Source organism: Streptomyces sp. NPDC008317 (genome assembly GCF_042955955.1).
Taxonomy (GTDB): domain Bacteria; phylum Actinomycetota; class Actinomycetes; order Streptomycetales; family Streptomycetaceae; genus Actinacidiphila.
This window is the reverse complement of record NZ_JBIBFQ010000002.1, coordinates 783,050-804,179: the sequence shown is the minus strand read 5'-3', so window position 1 is coordinate 804,179 and position 21,130 is coordinate 783,050. Positions and strand designations below refer to the sequence as shown.

Below are 21,130 nucleotides of genomic sequence, written 5' to 3'. Positions count from 1 at the left end.
GCCCTCGTCGTCCCGTGCGTCAGTCCGCGCACAGGCCGCGCAGCACCAGCTCGCACACCGCCGTGAACTCGGCGTCGACGCCCGGCAGGGTCCACTCGGCCGCGTGCGCCGGGTCGTGGAAGCGGCAGGTGGCGTCCCAGACGGCGCGGGCGGTGGCCGCCCGGTCGCAGGGGGCGAACTCACCGCGCCTGACGCCGTCCGCGACGATCCCGGCGAGCTGGCCGATCGTCTCCTGCACGTGGCGGCTGACGGCGCCGCTGTTGTCGCGCGCCAACACCTGGAAGGTCGCGAAGAGTTCCGGGTCGAGCCCGGCCTTGCGCCGCTTGGCCGCGAAGAGTTCGGCGAGCCAGCGCGGCAGCCGCTCGGGCGCCGGCCCGTCCTCCGCGGCGATGTCCGCGAGCGCCGCGTGCGCCTCGGCCAGCCACTTCTGGGTGACCGCCTCGCGCAGCTCCGCCTTGCTGCGGAAGTGCCGGTAGACGCTGCCGTGGCTGACCCCGAGCGCCCGCGCCACATCGACCACCGTGGCCTTCGCGGGGCCGTAGCGGCGCAGCACGTCCTCGGTGGCTTCGAGGACGCGGTCACGGGTCAGGGGCTCCGGCGGCATGGGAGAGGCGGCCTTTCGGCGGGTCGGGACACGGCTTCTGCGACGGCGACGGCCGCCGAGATCGCCGGGGCCGTCGCCGTCCAGTGTGCGGCAGGGCGCCGCCGGCTCAGCGCTCGCTGTCCAGATGGGTCATCTGCCGGGGGTCGTAGCGGGTGCCCGCGACCTCCGCGGCCGGGACGGCCCGCTCGATGTCGGCGATGTCCGCGGCGTCCAGCGTCAGGTCGAGCGCGGAGAGCGCCTCGGTGAGCCGGTCCCTGCGGCGGGCGCCGATCAGCGGCACGATGTCGTCGCCGCGGGACAGCACCCAGGCGATGGCGGCCTGCGCGACCGTGACGCCCTTGCCGTCCGCGACCTCGCGCAGCGCCTCGACCAGGCCGAGGTTGCGCTCCAGATTCTCCCCGGAAAAGCGCGGGTTGTAGCTGCGGAAGTCGCCCGCCTCCGTGCCGCTGCCCCGGGTCCAGTGGCCGCTGAGCAGCCCGCGCGAGAGCACGCCGTACGCCGTCACGCCGATGCCGAGATCGCGGGCGGTGGGCAGGATCCGGTCCTCGATGCCGCGCGAGAAGAGGCTGTACTCGATCTGGAGGTCGGCGATCGGGGCGACGGAGGCGGCCCTGCGCAGCGTCTCCGCGCCGACCTCGGACAGCCCGATGTGCCGGACGTGCCCGGCCTGGACCAGCTCGGCGATCGCGCCGACGGTCTCCTCGATCGGCACGTCCGGGTCGACGCGGGCGATCCGGTAGATGTCGATGTGGTCGGTGCCGAGCCGGTTCAGGGAGTACGCGAGGAAGTTGCGGATCGCGACCGGGCGGCCGTCGTAGCCGCCGAAGCCGCCCTCGACATCGCGCAGCGCGCCGAATTTGACGCTGATGACGGCCTGGTCGCGGCTGCCGGGGCGGGCCCGCAGGGCGTCGCGGATCAGCAGTTCGTTCAGGCCCATGCCGTAGAAGTCGCCGGTGTCGAGCAGGGTCACGCCCGCGTCCAGCGCGGCGTGGATGGTGGCGACGGACTCGGCGTCGTCGGAGGCGCCGTACGCGCCGGACATGCCCATGCAGCCGAGGCCGAGGGCGGAGACGACGGGTCCTGTGGTGCCGAGGGTGCGGGTGCGCATCGGTGGGGGTCCCCTTCGGGGGTCGTCGGCGGGACGGGTGTGCGTTCCCACCGTCACATGTGGACTGACAGATATCAACATCTGTCAGTCCATATGTCGTGCGGCCGTGCCCCTGGGGGCCGTCCTCGGCCCGGGGCGGTGGGCCGGTCCTCTCGGGGGTGCGGGCCGGGGCCGGTTCGGGGCGGGGGCCGGTTAGGGCCGGGGTGCCCGCCGCTAGACGATTCTGCGCGGCAGCCGGGTGCTCAGCGCGACCGTCGCGACCACCGCCGCGAGCTGCGCGACCAGCGCCCAGACCAGGGCGTCCCGTACGCCGATCGAACCGGACAGGGTCAGGAACAGCGTGCCGAGAGTGGCCACGCCCAGCGCGAGGCTGGACTGCTGGGTGGTCGCCATCGCGCCGCTGCCGACCCCGGCCTGCGCGGCCGGCACCTCGCTGAGCACGATCCGGAGCACCACCGGCAGGACGAAGCCCTGGCCGAAGCCGATCACGGCCATGCTCGGCGCCAGCTCCGCGATGCTCAGCCCCGTGCCGCCGTAGTGGAAGGTCGCGGCCAGCGCCACCAGGCCGACGCCCTGGACCAGCGAGCCCGCGGTCACCACACGGCGGCCGAAGCGGGCCACCATCCGCGGACCGAGCAGCGAGGCGGCGAAGAAGGCGGCGCACAGCGGGGCCAGCGCGGCCCCCGCCTCCAGCGCCCCGAAGCGCAGCCCGTCCTGCATGGCCACCGCCACGACGAACATGAAGCCGCCGAAGCCGAGGCAGAAGGGCACGATGAGCAGCAGACCGCTGCGCACGCTGTGGACGCGCAGCAGCGACGGCGGGATCAGCGGATTGCCGCCGTCGCGCTCACCGCGCCGCTCGACCGCCACGAAGGCCGCCGCGGCGAGCGGGAAGACCGCGAGCAGCACCCACGACCACAGCGGCCAGCCGGCCGCCCGGCCCTCGGTGAGCGGCAGCAGCAGGGTGATCAGCGTGACCGCGAGCAGTGCGGTGCCGGGCTTGTCGATACGGGCCGGGTGCGCGGACCGCGTCTCCGGCACCGACTTCAGCGCCAGCGCCAGCGCGACGGCCGCCACCGGCACGTTGACCAGGAAGATCGCCCGCCAGCCGCTGCCCGCGATGTCCGCGGAGACCAGCACACCGCCGAGCACCTGGCCGACGACGCTGGCGATGCCCGCGGTCGCGCCGTAGTAGCTCAGCGCCTTGCCGCGGGCGCCGCCCGACGTCGCGGACTGGATGGTGGCCAGCGCCTGCGGCAGCAGCAGGGCGGAGGCGGCGCCCTGGGCGACGCGGGCCGCCACCAGGGTCCAGGCGGAGGGGGCGACGCCGCAGGCCAGCGAGGTGACGGCGAACAGGCCGAGGCCCCACAGGAAGAGATTGCGGCGGCCGAACATGTCGCCGAGCCGCCCGCCGAGCACGAGCAGCACCGCGTAGGCGACGCCGTAGCCCGCGACGACCATCTCCAGGACCGCGGGTCCGGCGTGCAGGTCGCGGTCGATGGTGGGCAGGGCCACGTTGACGATGAAGAAGTCCACCATCGGCAGCGCCGCGCCGAGCAGCACGGTCAGCAGGCCGAGGGAGCTCAGGCCGGGGGCCGGGGCGGGGGAGTGCGAGCGGGTGGGGACGGAAGAGTTCCGGGCGGGCGCCCCGATGCGGGTCACGCGGGGGAGCACCTGAGCCCGGGAGGTCATGGTGGGTTCCATTCGGTCGGTCACGTGGTCCACACTGGACCCGTTCTCAGGGTGGTACCAGAGAGCGTTTATCCAGGTATACGGACCACCTGGCAACCGGCTGCCGGATCGGGCACTCTGGGAATATGACCGCAGACGCCAGCGCTTTCCCGCCGAGCACCGTGACCCCGGGCGCGGGCGCTGTCGCCCCGGATTCGGGCGCCGTTTCCCCGGATTCGGTCTCCGTTCCCGCGGGGACGGGGACCGTGTCGCCGGACTCGGCCGCCGCCCCGCTGGGTCAGGGGAACGTCTCGCTGGACGTCTCCGGGGCCGATGTGCCCGAGGCCGCCGCCGCGGAGAGCCGCCGCCAGGAGCTGGCGTCCTTTCTGCGCAGCCGCCGGGAGCGGATCTCGCCGGACCAGGTCGGGCTGCCGCCCGGCCGTCGGCGCCGGACGCCCGGACTGCGCCGCGAGGAGGTCGCACAGCTCGCCGCCGTCGGGGTCACCTGGTACACGTGGCTGGAGCAGGCGCGGGAGATCCAGGTCTCCGGGCAGGTCGCCGACGCCATCGCGCGCGCCCTGATGCTCGACCACAACGAGCGCAAGCACCTGTTCACCCTCGCCGGGACCGCCGACCCGCACCCGCACCTGGAATGCCCCGGCATGTCACCCGCGCTGCTCGCCATGGTCGACCAGCTCGCGCCGCTGCCCGCCGCGGTCGTCAACAGCCGGTACGACGTGATCGCGTACAACCGCACCTACGGCAGGCTGGTCAGCGACCTGGACGCGCTGCCCGTCGAGGACCGCAACGTCATGTGGCTGTCGTTCACCGACCCGCTGTGGCGCGAACGGATGGTCGACCGCGAGGAGAGCATCCGGCTGATGGCCGCCAAATTCCGCGTCTCGATGGCCCAGCACCTGGCGGAGCCCGCCTGGCGCGAGCTGCTCAAGCGGCTCCAGCAGAGCTCGCCCGACTTCCGCGAGATGTGGGAACGGCACGAGGTGCTCCAGCCCGACGGCCACATCAAGCGCTATCTGAACCCCGAAGTCGGCCTGCTCTCCTTCGACTTCACCCACCTGTGGCTCGGCCCGCAGCAGGGCCCCCGCCTGACCACGTACACCCCGGCCGACGACCTCACCCGCGAGCGGCTCAACCGGCTGCACGCGCTGGTCTCCGCGCAGGAGCGGCAGCCGATCGCGGGCTGATCCGCGAGCGAACCCCGGCTTCCGGCCGCCGGCGGACCCGCTTTCCGGCCCCCCTTCCGGACCCCCTCCGGCCCCCCGTGCCTCCTCGGCACGGGGGGCCGGTCGCGTCTGCGGATTTGGAATATCCACACAGACCCATGATGGGTGTGGCGTTTCCATAGGGAGCCTATGGGAGGGAATGCCCGCTTCACGCTCCTCCAGGTGATCAACTCGTCACTCTGTGGTCACACTTGGTCGCTCATCGGCCACGGAATGTCTCATTCGGACACTCTTCCTCGCGCAGCCTCTTGTGGCATTGCGTGGATACAGGTATGAATTCCACACGAAGCAAAAGTGAGGTTGGCACGGAAGGGCCCGCGATGAGCGTTAACGGCACATCCGCGCACTTCGCGGAGGAACGTCGGCGAGCGCTGCTCGACCAGCTCAAGGCCAACGGGCGGCTCGAAGTCGTCGCCGCGGCCGACCGGCTGGAGGTGACGTCGGAGACGATCCGCCGCGATCTGGTGCTGCTGGAGCGCCGCGGTCTCGTCCAGCGTGTGCACGGCGGAGCGATCCTCCTCGACCGTGAGCACCTCGTCCCCGACCTCCAATCGCGCAGGCGGCTGATGGCGGTGGCGAAGGACCTGATCGCCCACGCCGCGGTCAAGCACATGCCCGACGAGGGCGCGGTGATCATCGACGCCGGGACCACCACCGGCCGGATGGCCGAGATATTTCCCGGCGGTCCCTCGCTGGTCGTCATGACCAACAGCCTCCAGGCGGCGATCGCGCTCGCGGGCAAGCAAGGACTCAGCGTCCACACCCTCGGCGGCCGCGTCCGGGCCAACACCCTGGCCGAGGTCGACGCCCCCGCGCTCGGCGCCATCGCGCGCGTCCACGTCGACGTCGCCTTCATCGGCACCTACGGGGTCTCGCCCCGGCACGGCTTCTCCACCCCCGACCCGGCCGAGGCCGCGGTCAAGGAGGCGATGATCCGCGCCGCCAAGCGGACCGTCGTCCTCTGCGACAGCAGCAAGATCGGCAAGGACCACTTCGCCCGGTTCGCCGACACCTCCCAGCCCGATCTCCTGATCACCGACGCCGACGCCCCACCGGAACTGCTGCGGGCCCTGGAGTCCTCCGGGCTGGCGATCGAAGTGGTTCCGATCCCATGACAAGCGATCCCGCAGACACCGCCGCCACGGCGACGTGTACCACCGCAAAGGAGCGAGGTATGCCTTCCACAGTCCTCACGTCAAGGGCGAGGGCAGCGGTCATCGCTGCCGCGTGCATCGGGCTCGGGCTCGCCACCGCGTGCGCGCCCTCCAACGACGGCTCCGGCGGTGACAGCGGCGCGGCCGACTCCGGGCAGAGCCAGGACGTCAGCCAGTTCGTCACCGCGGTGCGGGCCGCGCAGAAGGGTCCCGAGTCCTTCGCGGGACCGACCGACAAGCCGGTCACCGTGCCCAAGAACATCAAGGTCGCGATCATCCCGTGCGGTGTCGCCATCGGCGGCTGCAACACCCCCGCCGAAGCGGTCAAGGGCATCGTGAAGACCCTCGGCTGGAAGCCCACGATCTACGACGGCCAGTCCAACGCCCGTACCCAGAACAACATGATCCTCAACGCCGTCTCCAACCGGGCCGATGTGATCGCCACGGTCTCCATCGACTCCAAGCTCGTCCAGCAGGGCCTGGAGGCAGCCAAGAAGGCCGGGATTCCGGTGATCTCGATGAACAACGGCACCGGCTCCCCCAACCCCAAGCCCGAACTGGAGCCCGGCCAGATCGACTTCGACCTCGACGTGGCACCCGACTACGGCGCCAACGGCCGGATGCAGGCGGACTGGGTGATCGCCGACTCCAAGGGCACCGCCGTGGTCCAGCCGGTCATCACCAGCGAGTACCTGTCCAACACGGTCACGTACAACGCCTTCGTCGCCGAGATGAAGAAGTGCGCGGCGTGCAAGGTGCTCAAGCCGGTCAACTTCACCACCGACGAGATCGCCTCGGGCGCCCTGGGCACCCGTACCGTCTCGACCCTCCAGCAGCACGCGAACGCCACCTACGTCTACACCGGCTTCGACGCCGCCGCCGCGGCGGAGGTCAACGCGATCAGGCAGGCCGGTCTCGGCGCCAAGGTCAAGCTGGTCAGCGCGGTCGGCGACCCGATCAACCGGCAGTTCATCCGCGAGGGCGACATCCAGGGCGCGACCGTCATCGAGATCCCCTCGCTGTACGGCTACGCGACCGTCGACCAGATGATCCGCACGGTGCAGAAGCAGCCCGCCGTCGAACCGGCCAACGAGGGCGCCATCACGGTCCTGCTCACCAAGGACAACATGATCGGCAACAACGACCAGTGGAAGCTGCCGTTCGACGTCGCCGCCGAGTACCACAAGCTCTGGGGCACGAAGTGACCACCCGGGCAACCGATGAGGTCATGGCGGCGCGCTCGCTGTGCAAGACCTTCGGTGCCACCCAGGCCCTGTGGGACGTCTCACTCGGCCTGGTCCCCGGCGCGGTGCACGCGCTGGCCGGGGCGAACGGCTCGGGCAAGTCCACCCTGATCAAGATCATGAGCGGGGTGTTCGGCCCGGACAGCGGCCACCTGCTGGTGGACGGCGCCCCGCAGGAGTGGTCGTCGCCGATGGACTCCCGCGCGGCGGGCGTCGGCGTCGTCCACCAGGAGGCGCCGCTGGTCGACACGCTCAGGGTCGCGGACTGCGTCGCGCTGCTCGGCGGCTTCGAGGGCGTCCCCGCCCTCGGGCTCAGCCACCGGGCGCTGGTACGGCGCGCGCAGCGGCTGCTCGACGAGCACGAGGTGCCGGTCGACGCCCGTACCACCTGCGCCGAACTCGGCCCCGCCGAACGGGCGATGGTGTCCCTCGCCGTCGCCACCGGACAGGGCAGCCGCATCCTCATCCTCGACGAGGTCACCGCCTCGCTGCGGCAGGACGACGCGGAACAGGTCCTCGGCCTGGTCCGCAGGCTCGCCGACCGGGGCACGGCGGTCCTCATGGTCACCCACCGGATCGGCGAGATCACCCAGTACGCCGACCGCCTCACCGTGCTGGCGGCCGGCCGTACGCAGTACGAGGGACCGTCCGCCGAGGTCAGCGCGGCCCGGATCATCGAGTACATGCTCCCTGAGCAGCGGCTGGCCGCCGAGCAGGCGGCCGGGGCCGGGCACCGCAAGGAGCCCGCCGCCCCCGGCTCCCGCGAGGCGTACGGCGCGGGGGCGCCGCCCGTGGACGGCGCGGACCGGACTCTGATGGAGATCCGCGGGCTGACCGGCCACCGGCTCGACCCGCTGGACCTCGACATCCGCGCGGGCGAGATCGTCGGCGTCACCGGCCTGCCCGACTCCGGCGTGGACGAACTGCCGTATCTCCTCGCGGGCGGCGTGCCGCCCCGCTCGGGCACCGTCCGCTTGCGGGGGTTCGAACCCACCCGCGCCTGGACCGCTTCCACCGCCCGCAGGCAGGGCGTGGCGCTGCTGCCCAGGGACCGGCTCTCGCACGGCGGCGTCGCCGTCCTGAGCGTCGCCGACAACATCGCGCTCCCCTCGCTGCGCCGCTTCTGGCACCGCGGGTCGGCGCTGCGCGAGGCGATCGGCCGGGTGATCCGCGAACTCGACGTACGGCCGCGCGACCCCTCCGCCTCCCTCGGCAGCCTCAGCGGCGGCAACCAGCAGAAGGTGCTGCTCGGCAAGTGGCTGTCGACCGACCCGAAGGTCCTGGTGCTCGACGAACCGACCAACGGCGTCGACCCGGGCGCACGGCTCCTGATGTTCGAAGCGGTCAGGAAACGCGTGGACCAGGGCATGGGCGCGGTCCTGTTCTCCTCGGAGTTCGAGCAGCTCACCGCGTACTGCGACCGGATGGTGGTGCTGCGCCCCGGCGCCGGGGCGCAGGAGATCCCCGTCCCCGACAACCCCGTCAAGCTGGCCAGGATCGTGGCGAGTCCACAGGAGGACGGTCCGAGATGAGCAGAGAAGATCTCGACACAGCGAAGCCCGACGCGCTGACCGGGGGCGCCGTGACCGCCGACCGGCAACCGGCCGCCGACCGGCAACCGGCCGCCGGGCGGTCCCACGGCGCCGGCCTCCTGCGTACGATCGGCGAAGCCCTCATCCAGCGCTACGCCCAGATCGTGCTGCTGGTGGTGCTGATCGTGGTGTTCAGCATGGCCACCCCCAACTTCGCCACCCGGCAGAACTGGACCTCGCTGCTGGTCAGCCAGTCCGTGATCGCGCTGATGACGCTGGCGGTGCTCTTCCCGCTGATCGTCGGCGAGTTCGACCTGTCGGTCGGCTATCTGCTCGGCTTCTGCGCGATGCTCGGCGCCTATCTGACCGGCCAGGGCTGGCCGGTGACCGCGGTGTTCCTCGCGATGGCCGGCTGCGGGGCGGTGGCCGGTGCCTGGAACGGTGTGCTCAACGTGGTGTTCGGCATCAACTCGTTCATCGCGACCCTGGGCATGGGAATCGTGCTCTCCGCGATGACCCTGATGCTCAGCAACGGCGCCATCCTCACCACCGTTCCCGGCCTGGCCAAGACCCTCGGCCGCGGCTACGCGGTGCAGGTCGCCTGGGCGGTGTGGATCGTCGCGATCGTGGCCGTCATCTGCTTCTACCTGCTCCAGCACACCCCGGTCGGCGCCCGGCTGTACGCGATCGGCGGCTCCGAGCGCGTGGCGTTCCTGGCCGGTGTGCGCACCGGCCGGTACAAGATCCTCGCCTTCGGCTGCGTCGGCGGGCTGGTCTCGCTGGCCGCCGTGCTCCAGCTCGGCCAGGCCGGTTCCGTGACCCCCAGTCTCGGCCCCGACCTGCTGCTGCCCGCCTACGCCGCCGCGTTCCTGGGCGTCACCACCTACCGACCGGGCTTCTACAACGTGCCCGGTGTGATCGTCGCGATCCTGCTGCTCGCCGTCGGTTTCAACGGCTTGAGCCTGCTCGGCGTCCCGTTCTGGGTGCAGCCGCTCTTCAACGGCCTCGCCCTGCTGGTCGCCGTCCTCGCCGCGCGCTTCGTCGCCCGCCGCAGGACCGGTGAACGCCGGGGTCCGGCATGACCCGCCCGTCCGGTCGGCCGCTGCCCCACCCCCTCTCGAAAGGACACACGATGACTGACGTCCCCCATCCGCTCCTGGTCCTGGCCATGGACCACCGGGCGGTGATGCGCGGGCTGTTCGGTGACGCGGTGCCGGCCGCCGAACGCCGGGAGGCGTTCGGCCGGGTGAAGGACCTGGCCTTCGACGCGCTGGTCCGCACGATCGCCGAAGGCGGCACCGACCCGGCCAACCTCGGGGTGCTGATAGACGAGGAGTACGGCGAACGGACCATCCCCCGCGTACGGGAGGCCGGTTGCTGTTTGGTGCTGCCCGTCGAGGAGAGCCGGTCCTCGGTCTTCGACATCAACACCGGCGAGTTCGTCCTCACCGGCGGCGACGACTTCGCCGCCCGCCTGGACGCGCTCGGCCCGGACATGGTCAAGGCGCTCATCGTGCACAACCCCGAACTGCCCGCCGGGCGCAGGGCCCGGCAGACCGCCCGCGCCCGCCAGGTGCTCGACTGGTGCCAGGCCAACCGGCGGCCCTTCATGCTGGAGATGCTGGTCCCGCCGACCGACGCGCAACTCGCCGCGGAAGGCGGCGACAAGGAGCGCTGGCAGCGCGCGCACCACACGGAACTGCTGCTGCGGACGGTCTCGGAGTACCAGGACGCGGGCGTGTGGCCGCACGTGTGGAAGCTGGAGCCGCTGGCCGCCGAGGCCGACTACGCGGTGGTCGCCGGCCACTGCCGGGCCGGGGCGCCGTACCCGACCTCCCTGGTGCTGCTCGGCGGCGGCGCGGACATGGACGCGGTCGAGGAGTGGGTGCGGCAGATCCGCGGGGTGGACGGCTACATCGGCTTCGCCATCGGCCGCAGCCTGTGGATCGACGCCTTCGACGGCTATCTCCGCGGGGACCTCGACGAGGAGCAGGTGGTCGCCTCGATCGCCGGCCGGCTGCGACGGCTGGTCACCGCGTACTCCCTCGGAGAGGACATGCCGAGCGCGGCGCGCTGACCGGACCGTGCCGTGGCCGTACGGACGGGCGCGCGACCGGTAGACAGGACAAAGCGGCGGATTCCGGATCTTCGGCTGAGGAGGCTGTGATGGCAAGGACGGCATGCGTCGTCGGCGTGGACATCGGCACCACCACGGTGAAGGTGTGCGCCACCGACGAGCGCGGCCACGAGCTGGCGGTGGTCAGGGCCGACACCCCGTGGCGGCTCGCCGCCGGGACGACGGTGCTCGGGCACGAGGACCTGTCCGGCGCGCTGGACGGCCTCTTCCGGCAGCTCGCCGACCGCCTGCCCGGCCGCCACGCGCTCGCCGTCGGCTTCGCGGGCATGGCCGAGGCGGGGTACGCGCTCGCCGCCGACGGCACACCCGTCGCACCGGCCGTGGCCTGGTTCGACACCAGCGGGGCGGACGAACTGGCCGCTCTCCTCGCCGAACAGGGCGACGGCTTCACCGCCACCACCGGCCTGCGGCCCACCACCCGCGCCTCGGCCGTCAAGGTGGCCTGGCTGCTGCCCCGACTGGACGGACGGTCGGCGTCGTCCGCCGGGCCCCGGACGGTTACGTCCACCGCTTCCGGTACGAGGTCCGGCCCGACCGGCAAGGCCGTGAGCTGGCTGAACGTACCGGAGTGGGCCGCCCATTGGGCGGGCGGCCGGGCCACCGCCGAGTGGTCGCTCGCCGCGCGCAGCGGCTTCATGGACGTCACCGCCCGCGAGTGGTGGAAGCACGGCGTGGACCGGGCGGGGCTCGACCCCGCCGCGATGCCGGAACTGCTGCCCGCCGGGTCGCCCACCGGCACCGCGCGGGCCGGTCTGCCGCTGGTCGGCGGCGCGGTCGTCACCGTCGCGGGCCACGACCACCTGGCGGGCGCGATCGGCGCCGGGGCCGTACACCCCGACGACTGCTTCGACAGCCTCGGCACCGGGGAGGCGCTGATCCGCTCCCGGCCCGCCGCCAAGGACCCCGGCCCGCTGACCCGGGCGGTGGCCGCCGGATTCGAGCGCGGCCCGCACATCGTCCCCGGCCGCGACTACCTCTTCGGCGTCCTCGGCACCGGACGCCTGCTGCGCGCCCTGCTCGACGACCGGCTCGGCGCCGAACGGACCCTCGCCGACGTCGACGCGCTCGGCAGGGCCGCGGCCCGCCTGCCCGCGACCGGCCGCGCGGCCGAATTCGCCGTCACCCTCGGCAGCGCGGCCCGGCCGATGGCCCCGCTCGACCCGGCCGCCGTGGTGGCCGCCCTCCACGGACTGCCGGACGCCGAGGCGTGGGCCGTACTGGTCGAACTGACCTCCTGGCGCTGCCGCGACGCGATCGGCCTGCTCGACGCGCTCGGCGGCCCCGGCAACGCGCTGATCGCCGCGGGCGGCTGGTACACGTCCGGCTACATCAGGGCCGTCCGCGCCCGCGTGCTCGGCTCGGTCCGGCTGCCCGTCGGCGCCGAGGCCGGCGCCTGCGGCGCCGCCCGGATGGCGGCGCTGGCCTGCGGACTCATCCCCGACCTCGGCACCTGGATCGACGACTGGACGGAGTTCACCGCATCATGACGTCCCACCCCATCACCGGGCACACCCGGATCTACGCGCACTTCGCCGACCCGGTGGCCCATGTGCGCACGCCCGAGGTGATGAACCGCTTCTTCCGCCAGCGCGGCATCGACGCGGCCGTGGTGCCATACCAGGTCGGGGTCGAGGATCTGGCGCAGGCGGTCGCCGCGGCGCGCGCCTGGAAGAACCTGGCGGGCATCGGGGTCACCATGCCGCACAAGGAGCACATCGCCGGGCTGCTCGACGACCTCACCGAGGACGCCGTCAGGGCCGGGGCGAGCAACGTCATCCGCAGGCTGCCCGACGGGCGGCTGCTCGGCGGGCAGTACGACGGCCCCGGCCTGGTCGCGGGGCTGCGCGCGCACGGGGTGCGGCTGGAGGGCGCGCGGGTGCTGCTGCTCGGCGCGGGCGGCAGCGCGCGCGCCGTCGCCATGGCGCTGGCCGCCGCGGGCGTCTCGCACCTGGCCGTCCGCAACCGGACCACCGCCCGCGCCGTCGCCCTGGCCGAGCAGGTCGGCCGCCACTACCCGGCCGTGCGCTGCGAGGTGCGCGAGCGGGACTCCGTCGCCGACGTCGACGTCCTGGTCAACACCACCTCGGTCGGCATGCGCGCCGCCGATCCGCTGCCCGTCGACCTCGCCGCGCTCAGCCCCGCCACGGCCGTCAGCGACATCATCATGAAGCCCGCCAGGACCCGGCTGCTCGACCACGCGCGGCGCGCGGGATGCACGGTCGTGCCCGGCGTCCACATGCTCCTCCACCAACTCGGGCCGACCGCGGACTTCCTCGGCCTCGAACCGACCCTCGAACCCTCCGGCGAACCCGATCCGCCGGACCTCACCGATCCGCTCGCGCACGCGAGCGATGCCGCGGAGGTGGCGTGATGCGTGCTCTCACCCTGCGGGGCGCCCATGACGCGGCGCTCGGCGAGACCGACGAGGAAGCGCTCGGCGCCGACGACGTACGCGTCGCGGTCGCGCGGGTCGGCCTCTGCGGCTCGGACACCCACTTCTACGCGCACGGGCGGATCGGCGCCTTCCGGCTCACCGGGCCGCACGTGCTCGGCCACGAGGCGTCCGGCACCGTCCTGGAGACCGGTGACCGGGTGACCGACCTCGCCCCCGGCGACCTGGTCGCCGTCGAGCCCGGTCTCTGGTGCGGCCGGTGCCGCGAGTGCCTGGCCGGTACGTACAACCTGTGCGCGCGGATGCGCTTCCTCGGGATGCCGCCGCACGCCGGGCTGGCGCGCGAGCGGGTGGTGCTGCCGCGCCGCGCGGTGCACGCCGTCCCCGCCGCGATGACCGCCACGCGGGCGGCCCTGCTCGAACCGCTGTCGGTGGCCGTATGGGCCGTCGGCCGGGCCGCCGTACTCCCCGGCGAGCAGGTGCTCATCGCGGGCGCGGGCCCGATCGGCACCCTGGTGGCGCGGGTGGCCCTGGCCGAGAAGGCGGGCCGGGTGATCGTCGCGGACGTCGACGAGCGCCGACTGGCCCGGCTCGCGCACTCCACGCCCGGCGTGGAGACCGCTCACGTAGGCGCCGACCCCGGCACCGCCTTCCAGGACGTGGCCGCCGACCTCGACTGCTACCTGGAGTGCTCGGGCGCGCCCACCGCGCTGGACGACGGGATGACACGGCTGCGGCCGCGCGGCCGGGCCGTACTGGTCGGAGTGCCCGCCGCGCCGACGATCACGCTGTCGTCCACCCTGATCCGCTACCGCGAACTCACCCTCACCACCGTCCACCGCTACGCCCACACCTGGCCGCGCGCCATCGAGCTGGTCTCCAGCGGCGCGGTCGAGGTCGACGACCTGGTCTCCGACCACTACGCGCTGGAGGAGGGGCCGAAGGCGCTGGCCGACGCGGCGGCGGGCAGGGTGGCCATGAAGGCCATGATCTCGGTGGACGCGTCATGACCGGCACGCGGGGCGAGGAGCCCGACGGGGGCCGGGAGGACGGGACATCCGGTGCGGCCTCGGCTTCGACGGCCGGGGTTTCCGGTACGTCGGCCGTGCACGACTCGGCTTCCGGTGCGTCGGCCCTCACTGGCACCACCGGCACCACCGGCACCGCCGAGGCCGTCGTCGGCGAACTGGGCGCCGTGGCGCGGCAGACGCCCGAGCGGGTCAGGGAGGCCGCCGCGCTGGTGACCCGGGGCCGGGTCTTCTCGCTCAACTGGGACCTGGCCCTGCCCGACCCGCCGATCCTCGGCAGGGGCCGCCACACGCACACCCGTATCGACCTCGGCAACGGCTTCGACGACCGCCTCGACTCCTTCTACCCGCAGGGGTCCTCGCAGTGGGACGGGCTGGCGCACGTGCGCGGCCCCGACGGCACCTATTACGGCGGCCACCGGGCCGCCGACATCGCGGCGGCGGCGGGGCCGCTGGGCATCGAGCACTGGGCGCGGCGCGGCATCGCGGGCCGCTTCGTCCTGGCCGACCTGGTCGGACATGGGCGGCACGGCGGCGACTGCTCCCGCCGGGTCGCCTACACCGCGGCCGACGTGACGGCCGCGCTCGCCGCGCAGGGCACCCAACCGCGGCCCGGCGACGTCCTGTTGCTGCACTTCGGCTGGACGCGCTGGTACGAGGGGCTGGACCGGGCGGCGCGCGAGGCGCTGGCGGCGGAGGGCTTCTTCGCCTCGCCGGGCCTGGCCGTCGATCAGGAGACCAGACGGTGGCTGCGCGGCCTGGAGCTGTCCGCGGTCGCGGCCGACTGCCCCGCGGTGGAGGCCATGCCGTTCGACATGAGCGGGCCCGAGACCTTCCTGCACCACACGCTGATCGCCGAACTGGGCCTCGCGGTGGGCGAGTTGTTCGACCTCGCCGCCCTGGCAGAGGACTGCGCCCAGGACGGCGTCCACGAGGGGCTGTTCACCGCGGCCCCGCTCCACCTCACCGGCGCGGCGGGCTCCACCGCCAACGCCCTCGCGCTGAAGTGACGCGGGGACCCGTACGACCCGAAGGAGCTGACGGCGCCGGGGCCACCGGGGCCACCGAGGACCCTACGCCGCCGACGATCGGGCGCCACCGAGGACCCGACACCACCGAGGGCCCGCCGCCACCGACGATTCGATGCCACCGACGACTTCCGACGGCCCCAACGGCCTTGAGAACCACAGGAGATGACCGACAGCATGGACGTCCTGGAGATTCAGTCCCTGGTGGGCGGGCGATGGACCGGCGCCCCGACGGCGGTACGGGACAATCCGGCCGTCCCCGGTCAGCGGGTCAGCCTCAGCGCGGACCTCGACGCCGCCACCGTGGAGCGCGCGCTGGACGCCGCCCACGCCGCCGCCCGCGACTGGGGACGCACCCCGGCCCCCGCCCGCGGCCGGATTCTGGAGCGGGCCGCCGCGCTCCTCGACGACCGCGCGGACGAGGCCGCCCGGGACATCACCCGCGAGGAGGGCAAGACCCTCGCGGAGGCGCGCGGCGAGGTCGCGCGGGCCGCCGACATCCTGCGCTTCCACGGCAGCGAGGGCTGGCGGATCGGCGGCACGACGTACCCCTCGGCCGCGGGCACCGACCTGGTCTACAGCCGACGCGAACCGCTGGGCGCGGTCGCGGTCATCACCCCCTGGAACTTCCCGATCGCCATCCCCGCCTGGAAGTCCGCGCCCGCCCTGGTCAGCGGCAACGCGGTGGTGCTCAAACCCGCCCAGATAGCCCCCGCGGGCGCCTGGCACCTGGCCCGGGTGCTCCAGGAAGCCGGCCTGCCCGACGGGGTGTTCACCCTGCTGACCGGCTCCGGCGCCCGGATCGGCGCCCAACTCGTCGCGTCGCCGCGGATCGACGCGGTCACCTTCACCGGCTCGGTGGGCGTCGGCGCGGGCATCTACACCGCCGCCGCGCCGCGCCGCATCCGGGTGCAGCTCGAACTCGGCGGCAAGAACGCCGTCGTGGTCTGCGACGACGCCGACGCCGCGGTGGCCGCGCGCATCGTCGCGGCGGGCGGCTTCGGCCTCACCGGCCAGGCGTGCACCGCGACCAGCCGGGTGATCTGCCTGCCGGGCGTCAAGGACGCCTTCCTCGACGCCCTGCGGGAGGAGGCCGCGGCCTACCGGCCCGGCGACGGACTGACCGACGGCGTACGGATGGGCCCTGTGGTCAGCGGCGCCCAACTCGCCACCGATCTGGGCTACGTGGACAAGGCCCTGGCCGAGGGGGCCAGGACCGTGGTCGGCGGCGCGGCCCCGGACGGCCTGCTGCTCGGCCCCACGGTGCTGACCGGCGTGCGGCCCGCCGACACCGTCGCCCAGGAGGAGGTCTTCGGCCCGGTGGTCGCGGTGCTCGACGCCACGGGCCTCGACCAGGCCATCGACCTGGTCAACGACTCCCGCTTCGGCCTGACGGCCGGTGTGGTCACCAACGACCTGGACACCGTGCACCGGTTCAGCTCCGAGGTGCGGGCCGGAGTGATCAAGGTGAACCGGCCGACCAGCGGGGTCGAGCTGAACGTCCCCTTCGGCGGGGTCGGCGACTCCTCCACCAACACCTACCGCGAGCAGGGACAGACCGCCGTGGACTTCTTCACCTGGACCAAGAGCGTGTACCAGGCGTCAGCGCCCGGCAGCGCGTCATGACCGGCCCGCGGGCGGACGCGGAGGGGAAGCCGCCACGTCCGCGGGCCCGGGGGAGGCCGACCGGCCGCACCAAGGGGGGAGCGGCCGGTCGGCCCAATGTCCTGGCCGACGAGTGACCTGGCCGACGAGTGACCGGACGCGCGTGCGCCGCCGCGCCCGACACGGCGCGCACCGGCGAAAACGCCCGGCCGACCGCGCAGGCGACGGCGCGCGGGCGCCGTACATCCACTCGGACGAGCGGGTGGACCGCGGCGCGTGGGAGCCGGTCTGCCCGGCCGAGGCGGTCTACTACGAGGACGGCCCGCCCGACGACCGGCGCGGGCACCTCGCCGCCGACCGGGACTCCGCCGCGTGCCGGGGCAGCGGGTGGCGCCGAAGAGGTGGGCGGGACCGGTACCGACGCCCCCGCCGGCCGCGGGGTGCCGCCGTCGTGGTGACGGCGGCGGGACACGACCTCGCGGCGACGACCTCGTGGCCCCGCCGTCCGGACGCGGCGGGGAAGCGACGACAGGAACGGAACGAACGCGATGGACAAGCCGAACGCACCCCACGGGCCGGACGACGCGGCGGGCGGCGCCCGCCGCCTGCGCGAACTGCTCGGCCCCAGCGTGCGGTTGGACGCGGGCACCCGTGCGCTGTACTCCTCCGACGCGTCCAACTACCGGGTGCCCCCGGTCGCCGTGGTGCGCGCGGAGTCGGCGGCGCACGCCGTCGACACCGTCGCCCACTGCCACCGGCTCGGGCTGTCCGTGGTGGCACGCGGCGCCGGAACCTCGGTCGCGGGCAACGCGATCGGCCCCGGCGTGGTCCTCGACCTCACCGCGCTCGACGCGGTCGCCGAGATCGACCCCGAGCGCCGTACCGCGACCGTGGGCGCCGGTACGGTCCAGGCCCGCCTCCAGCGCGAGGCCGCGCCGCACGGCCTGCTGCTCGGGCCCGACCCGTCGACCGCGGACCGCTGCACCATCGGCGGGATGATCGGCAACAACGCCTGCGGCGCGCACGCCGTGGCCTGGGGCAACACCCGTGACAATGTGGTGTCCGCCCGGCTGCTGCTGGCCGACGGCCGCCAGGTGACGGCCAATCAGCACGGTACGTCGGACGCGGAGTTGAACACCCGGCTGCGGCAGACGGCCGACGCGCACCTGGCCGTCCTGCGGACCGAGTACGGCCGCTTCCCGCGCCAGGCGTCCGGCTACGCGCTGGACGCGCTGCTGCCCGAGCGCGGCTTCGACGTGATGAGTTCGCTCGTCGGCTCGGAAGGCACCCTGGCGCTGGTGCTCGACGCCACCGTACGGCTGGTGCCCGGGCCCGCCGCCCGCGCGCTCGCGGTGCTCGGCTTCCCCGACATGCCCGCCGCCGCCGACGCGACCCCGGCGCTGGTGGCCCTGGGCCCGCTGGCCGTCGAGGGCATGGACCGGCGGCTGGTCGAGGTCGTGGTCCGCCGTAAGGGGGCCGCCGCCGTGCCCGCGCTGCCGCGCGGCGCGGGCTGGCTGCTGGTGGAGACCGGCGGCGCGAGCCTCGCGGAGGCGGAGCACGCGGCCCGCGCCGTACTGGCCGCGTCCGGCGCGGTGGACGGCCAGGTGGTGACCGACCCCGGCCGGATCGCCGCGCTGTGGCGGATTCGTACCGACGGTGTGGGCCTGGCGGGCCGCACGCCCGGCGGGGCCGACGCCTGGCCCGGCTGGGAGGACGCCGCCGTACCGCCGGAACGGCTCGGGGCCTACCTGCGGGACCTGGACGCGCTGCTCGGGCAGCACCACTACGACGGCCTGCTGTACGGGCACTTCGGCGACGGCTGTGTGCACGGCCGCTTCGACTTCGGTCTGCGGGACGAGGGCGGCGCGGCCCGGATGCGGGCGTTCCTCGAGGACGCCGCCGACCTGGTGGCAGCGCACGGCGGCTCGATGTCGGGCGAGCACGGCGACGGCCGCGCCCGCGGCGAATTGCTCGCCCGGATGTACTCGCCCGCCGCGCTGGGCGCCGCCGCCGCGGTCAAGGCGGTCTGGGACCCCGGCGCCCTGCTCAACCCCGGTGTGCTGGTCGACCCGGCGCCGCTCGACGCCGACCTGCGGGTCCGGCCGCAACTGCCCGTCGTCACCGGCGCGTTCGCCTACCCGCACGACTCCGGCGACCTCACCCGCGCCGTCCACCGCTGCGTCGGGGTCGGCAAGTGCCGCGCCGACCTCACGACCTCGGGCGGCGCGATGTGCCCGTCGTACCTCGCGACGGGGGAGGAGCGGCACTCCACCCGCGGCCGGGCCCGGCTGCTCCAGGAGATGATCAGGGGCGACCTGGTGGACGGCGGCTGGGCCGACCCGGCGGTGCACGAGGCACTGGACATGTGCCTGTCGTGCAAGGCGTGTTCGAGCGACTGCCCGGCGGGCGTCGACATGGCCACGTACAAGGCGGAGGTGCTGCACCAGCGCTACCGGCGCAGGCTCCGCCCGGTGACGCACTACTCGCTGGGCTGGCTGCCGCGCACCGCCGGGCTCGCCACCCGGCTGGCCGGTGTCAGCAACGCGCTGCTCGGCAACCGGTGGGTCGGCGCGCTGGTCAAGCGGCTCGGCGGGATCGACGGACGGCGCGGGCTGCCCCGCTTCGCCCGCCGCACCTTCCGGGCGTCCTTCCGCGCCGACCGCGACGCCCGCGCCGACCGCGACGCCCGAGGCCCGCGCACGTCCCGCCCCCGCGTGCTGCTGTGGGCGGACAGCTTCACCCAGTCGTTCTCGCCCGAGGTCGGCACGGCGGCCGTTCGCGTACTGGAACAGGCCGGATACGCCGTCGAGTTGACCGGCCGTCAGGTCTGCTGCGGGCTGACCTGGATCTCCACCGGCCAGCTCGACGGCGCACGCCGACAACTGCGCCGTACGTACACGGCACTTGAGCCGGCCGTCGCCGACGGTGTGCCCATCGTCGGCCTCGAACCGTCGTGCACGTCCGTGCTGCGCCGGGACGGCGTCGAGCTGCTGCCCGACGACCCCAGGGCGCGGCGGGTGGCCGATCTCACCGTCACCCTGGCCGAGTTGCTGAGCCGTACGCCCGGCTGGAGCCCCCCGGACCTGTCGGGCGTCCGGACCGTCGCCCAACCGCACTGCCACCAGCGGGCGGTGATGGGCTGGCGGGCGGACGAGGAACTGCTGCGCACGGCGGGCGCCGACGTCACGGCGGTCGGCGGCTGCTGCGGACTCGCGGGCAACTTCGGTGTGGAGCGCGGCCATTACGACGTCTCGGTGGCCGTCGCGCGGACCGCGCTGCTGCCCGCGCTGGAGACGGCGGAGCGCACCGGCCCGGTGCTGGCCGACGGATTCTCCTGCCGCACCCAGATCGACGACCTCGCGGCCGGTGCCGGAGCGGTCCACCTGGCCCAACTGCTCGCGTCCGCGCTCGACGCGTCCGACGGCCGGGCGGTGGAGGACGGCGACGACGGTTAAGGGGGGACGGTCAGGGGGGCGACGGTTGTGCGGGCGACGCCGTGACGACGTCAGACCGGCTCGGCCACCTGCACCTCAAGGCCGGCGCCGCGCAGTTCCGCGAGCTGCGTGGCGCTGATCCCCGAGTCGGTGATCAGCAGGTCGGGGCCGTCCACGGGCGCGAAACGGGAGAACAGCGCGGTGCCGATCTTCGAGTGGTCGCACAGCACCACGACCCGCCGGGCGGAGGCCATCATCGTCCGCTTGACGGCGCTCTCCGAGACGTCCGAGGTGGAGAAGCCGTGGTCCACCGTTATCCCCGAGGTGCCCAGGAACGCGACGTCGACCTTGACCTCGTCCAGCGCCCGCAGCGTCAGCATCTCGACCTCGGCGAGCGTGTCGTTGCGGACGCGCCCGCCGGTCGTGTAGACGGCCGCGCCCGGCTTGCCGGTCATCGTGACGGCGATGGGCAGTGAGTTGGTCATCACCACCAACTGCGGCCCGCCGGCGTAGAGATCGGCGAGCCGTCCGGTGGTGCTGCCCGCGTCGATGAGCACCGCGCCGCCGGTCGGCATGTGCGCGAGCGCCGCCGCGCCGATCGCCGTCTTCTCCTCGGCCATGATCCGGGTGCGCTGGGCGAGACCGGGGATGCCGTGCTCGTTGTCCAGCAGGATCGCGCCGCCGTGCACCCGGCGCAGCGCGCCGGTCTGCTCCAGCTCCACCAGGTCCCTGCGCACCGTCTCCGCGGTGACCTGGAACCGCTCCGAGATCTCCACGACGGTCAGCCTGCGCCGCTCCCTGAGCAGTTCCACCAGGGCCCGTCGGCGCTCGGTGGGGAACGCGGGCCTGGCCTCCTCGGCAGCGCGGTCATCGGCTTCTGGCGTCACCGTCCAGACCTTAGACCATCACCCCCTTGGGGACGGGGACAGCCAGCCGGTCGCGGCGGCGG

General features: G+C 73.8%; 16 protein-coding genes. 12 read left to right on the top strand and 4 right to left on the bottom strand.

Translation table 11 applies throughout. From position 1 onward, the window contains the following. Positions 1-19: 19 nt before the first annotated feature. The 3 genes from ACFY9V_RS08575 to ACFY9V_RS08565 all read right to left on the bottom strand — a co-directional run bounded on the left by ACFY9V_RS08575 (position 20) and on the right by ACFY9V_RS08565 (position 3,404). Positions 20-604 (bottom strand): TetR family transcriptional regulator, encoded by a 585-nt coding sequence (locus ACFY9V_RS08575; RefSeq protein WP_391160258.1) that lies wholly within the window; start codon positions 602-604, stop codon positions 20-22. A 106-nt stretch (positions 605-710) separates the two neighbouring features. Then, positions 711-1,712 (bottom strand): aldo/keto reductase, encoded by a 1,002-nt coding sequence (locus ACFY9V_RS08570; protein ID WP_391047457.1) that lies wholly within the window; start codon positions 1,710-1,712, stop codon positions 711-713. A 213-nt stretch (positions 1,713-1,925) separates the two neighbouring features. Continuing rightward, positions 1,926-3,404 (bottom strand): MFS transporter, encoded by a 1,479-nt coding sequence (locus ACFY9V_RS08565; protein WP_391160256.1) that lies wholly within the window; start codon positions 3,402-3,404, stop codon positions 1,926-1,928. 125 nt (positions 3,405-3,529) lie between these two features. Between ACFY9V_RS08565 and ACFY9V_RS08560 the strand changes: the two genes are divergently transcribed. From ACFY9V_RS08560 to ACFY9V_RS08505, 12 genes are all read left to right on the top strand, one after another. Beyond that, a complete protein-coding gene (locus ACFY9V_RS08560; protein WP_391160254.1) occupies positions 3,530-4,588 on the top strand; it encodes a helix-turn-helix domain-containing protein in 1,059 nt (352 codons plus the stop codon). A 359-nt stretch (positions 4,589-4,947) separates the two neighbouring features. Next, on the top strand, positions 4,948-5,742 hold the full coding sequence (locus tag ACFY9V_RS08555; protein ID WP_391047450.1) for a DeoR family transcriptional regulator: 795 nt from the start codon (positions 4,948-4,950) through the stop codon (positions 5,740-5,742). A 59-nt stretch (positions 5,743-5,801) separates the two neighbouring features. Then, positions 5,802-6,986, top strand: a complete 1,185-nt coding sequence (locus tag ACFY9V_RS08550; protein ID WP_391160253.1) for a substrate-binding domain-containing protein — start codon at positions 5,802-5,804, stop codon at positions 6,984-6,986. After that, complete coding sequence (locus tag ACFY9V_RS08545) at positions 6,983-8,557, top strand: ATP-binding cassette domain-containing protein (RefSeq protein ID WP_391160251.1); 1,575 nt, start codon at positions 6,983-6,985, stop codon at positions 8,555-8,557. Before ACFY9V_RS08550 ends, ACFY9V_RS08545 begins: the two co-directional genes overlap by 4 nt. Then, entirely contained in the window at positions 8,554-9,639 is a 1,086-nt protein-coding gene (locus tag ACFY9V_RS08540; RefSeq protein ID WP_391160247.1) for an ABC transporter permease, read from the top strand. Before ACFY9V_RS08545 ends, ACFY9V_RS08540 begins: the two co-directional genes overlap by 4 nt. A gap of 50 nt (positions 9,640-9,689) precedes the next feature. Beyond that, positions 9,690-10,634 (top strand): 2-deoxy-5-keto-D-gluconate 6-phosphate aldolase domain-containing protein, encoded by a 945-nt coding sequence (locus tag ACFY9V_RS08535; protein WP_391160245.1) that lies wholly within the window; start codon positions 9,690-9,692, stop codon positions 10,632-10,634. Between the two features lie 89 nt (positions 10,635-10,723). Beyond that, a complete protein-coding gene (locus tag ACFY9V_RS08530) occupies positions 10,724-12,181 on the top strand; it encodes an FGGY family carbohydrate kinase (protein ID WP_391160244.1) in 1,458 nt (485 codons plus the stop codon). After that, complete coding sequence (locus ACFY9V_RS08525; RefSeq protein WP_391160242.1) at positions 12,178-13,065, top strand: shikimate dehydrogenase family protein; 888 nt, start codon at positions 12,178-12,180, stop codon at positions 13,063-13,065. Before ACFY9V_RS08530 ends, ACFY9V_RS08525 begins: the two co-directional genes overlap by 4 nt. Beyond that, entirely contained in the window at positions 13,065-14,096 is a 1,032-nt protein-coding gene (locus ACFY9V_RS08520; protein WP_355344599.1) for an alcohol dehydrogenase catalytic domain-containing protein, read from the top strand. Before ACFY9V_RS08525 ends, ACFY9V_RS08520 begins: the two co-directional genes overlap by 1 nt. Then, a complete protein-coding gene (locus ACFY9V_RS08515) occupies positions 14,093-15,124 on the top strand; it encodes a cyclase family protein (protein ID WP_391160240.1) in 1,032 nt (343 codons plus the stop codon). Before ACFY9V_RS08520 ends, ACFY9V_RS08515 begins: the two co-directional genes overlap by 4 nt. A 183-nt stretch (positions 15,125-15,307) precedes the next feature. Next, positions 15,308-16,768: an aldehyde dehydrogenase family protein gene (locus tag ACFY9V_RS08510; RefSeq protein ID WP_391160239.1), complete on the top strand. Its 1,461-nt coding sequence runs from the start codon at positions 15,308-15,310 to the stop codon at positions 16,766-16,768. Between the two features lie 527 nt (positions 16,769-17,295). Next, complete coding sequence (locus tag ACFY9V_RS08505) at positions 17,296-20,202, top strand: FAD-linked oxidase C-terminal domain-containing protein (RefSeq protein WP_391160237.1); 2,907 nt, start codon at positions 17,296-17,298, stop codon at positions 20,200-20,202. A gap of 50 nt (positions 20,203-20,252) precedes the next feature. On the opposite strand, the gene ACFY9V_RS08500 is transcribed toward ACFY9V_RS08505, so the two are convergent. Next, positions 20,253-21,068, bottom strand: coding sequence for a DeoR family transcriptional regulator (locus ACFY9V_RS08500; protein ID WP_391047428.1), 816 nt, complete (start codon positions 21,066-21,068; stop codon positions 20,253-20,255). Positions 21,069-21,130 lie beyond the last annotated feature (62 nt).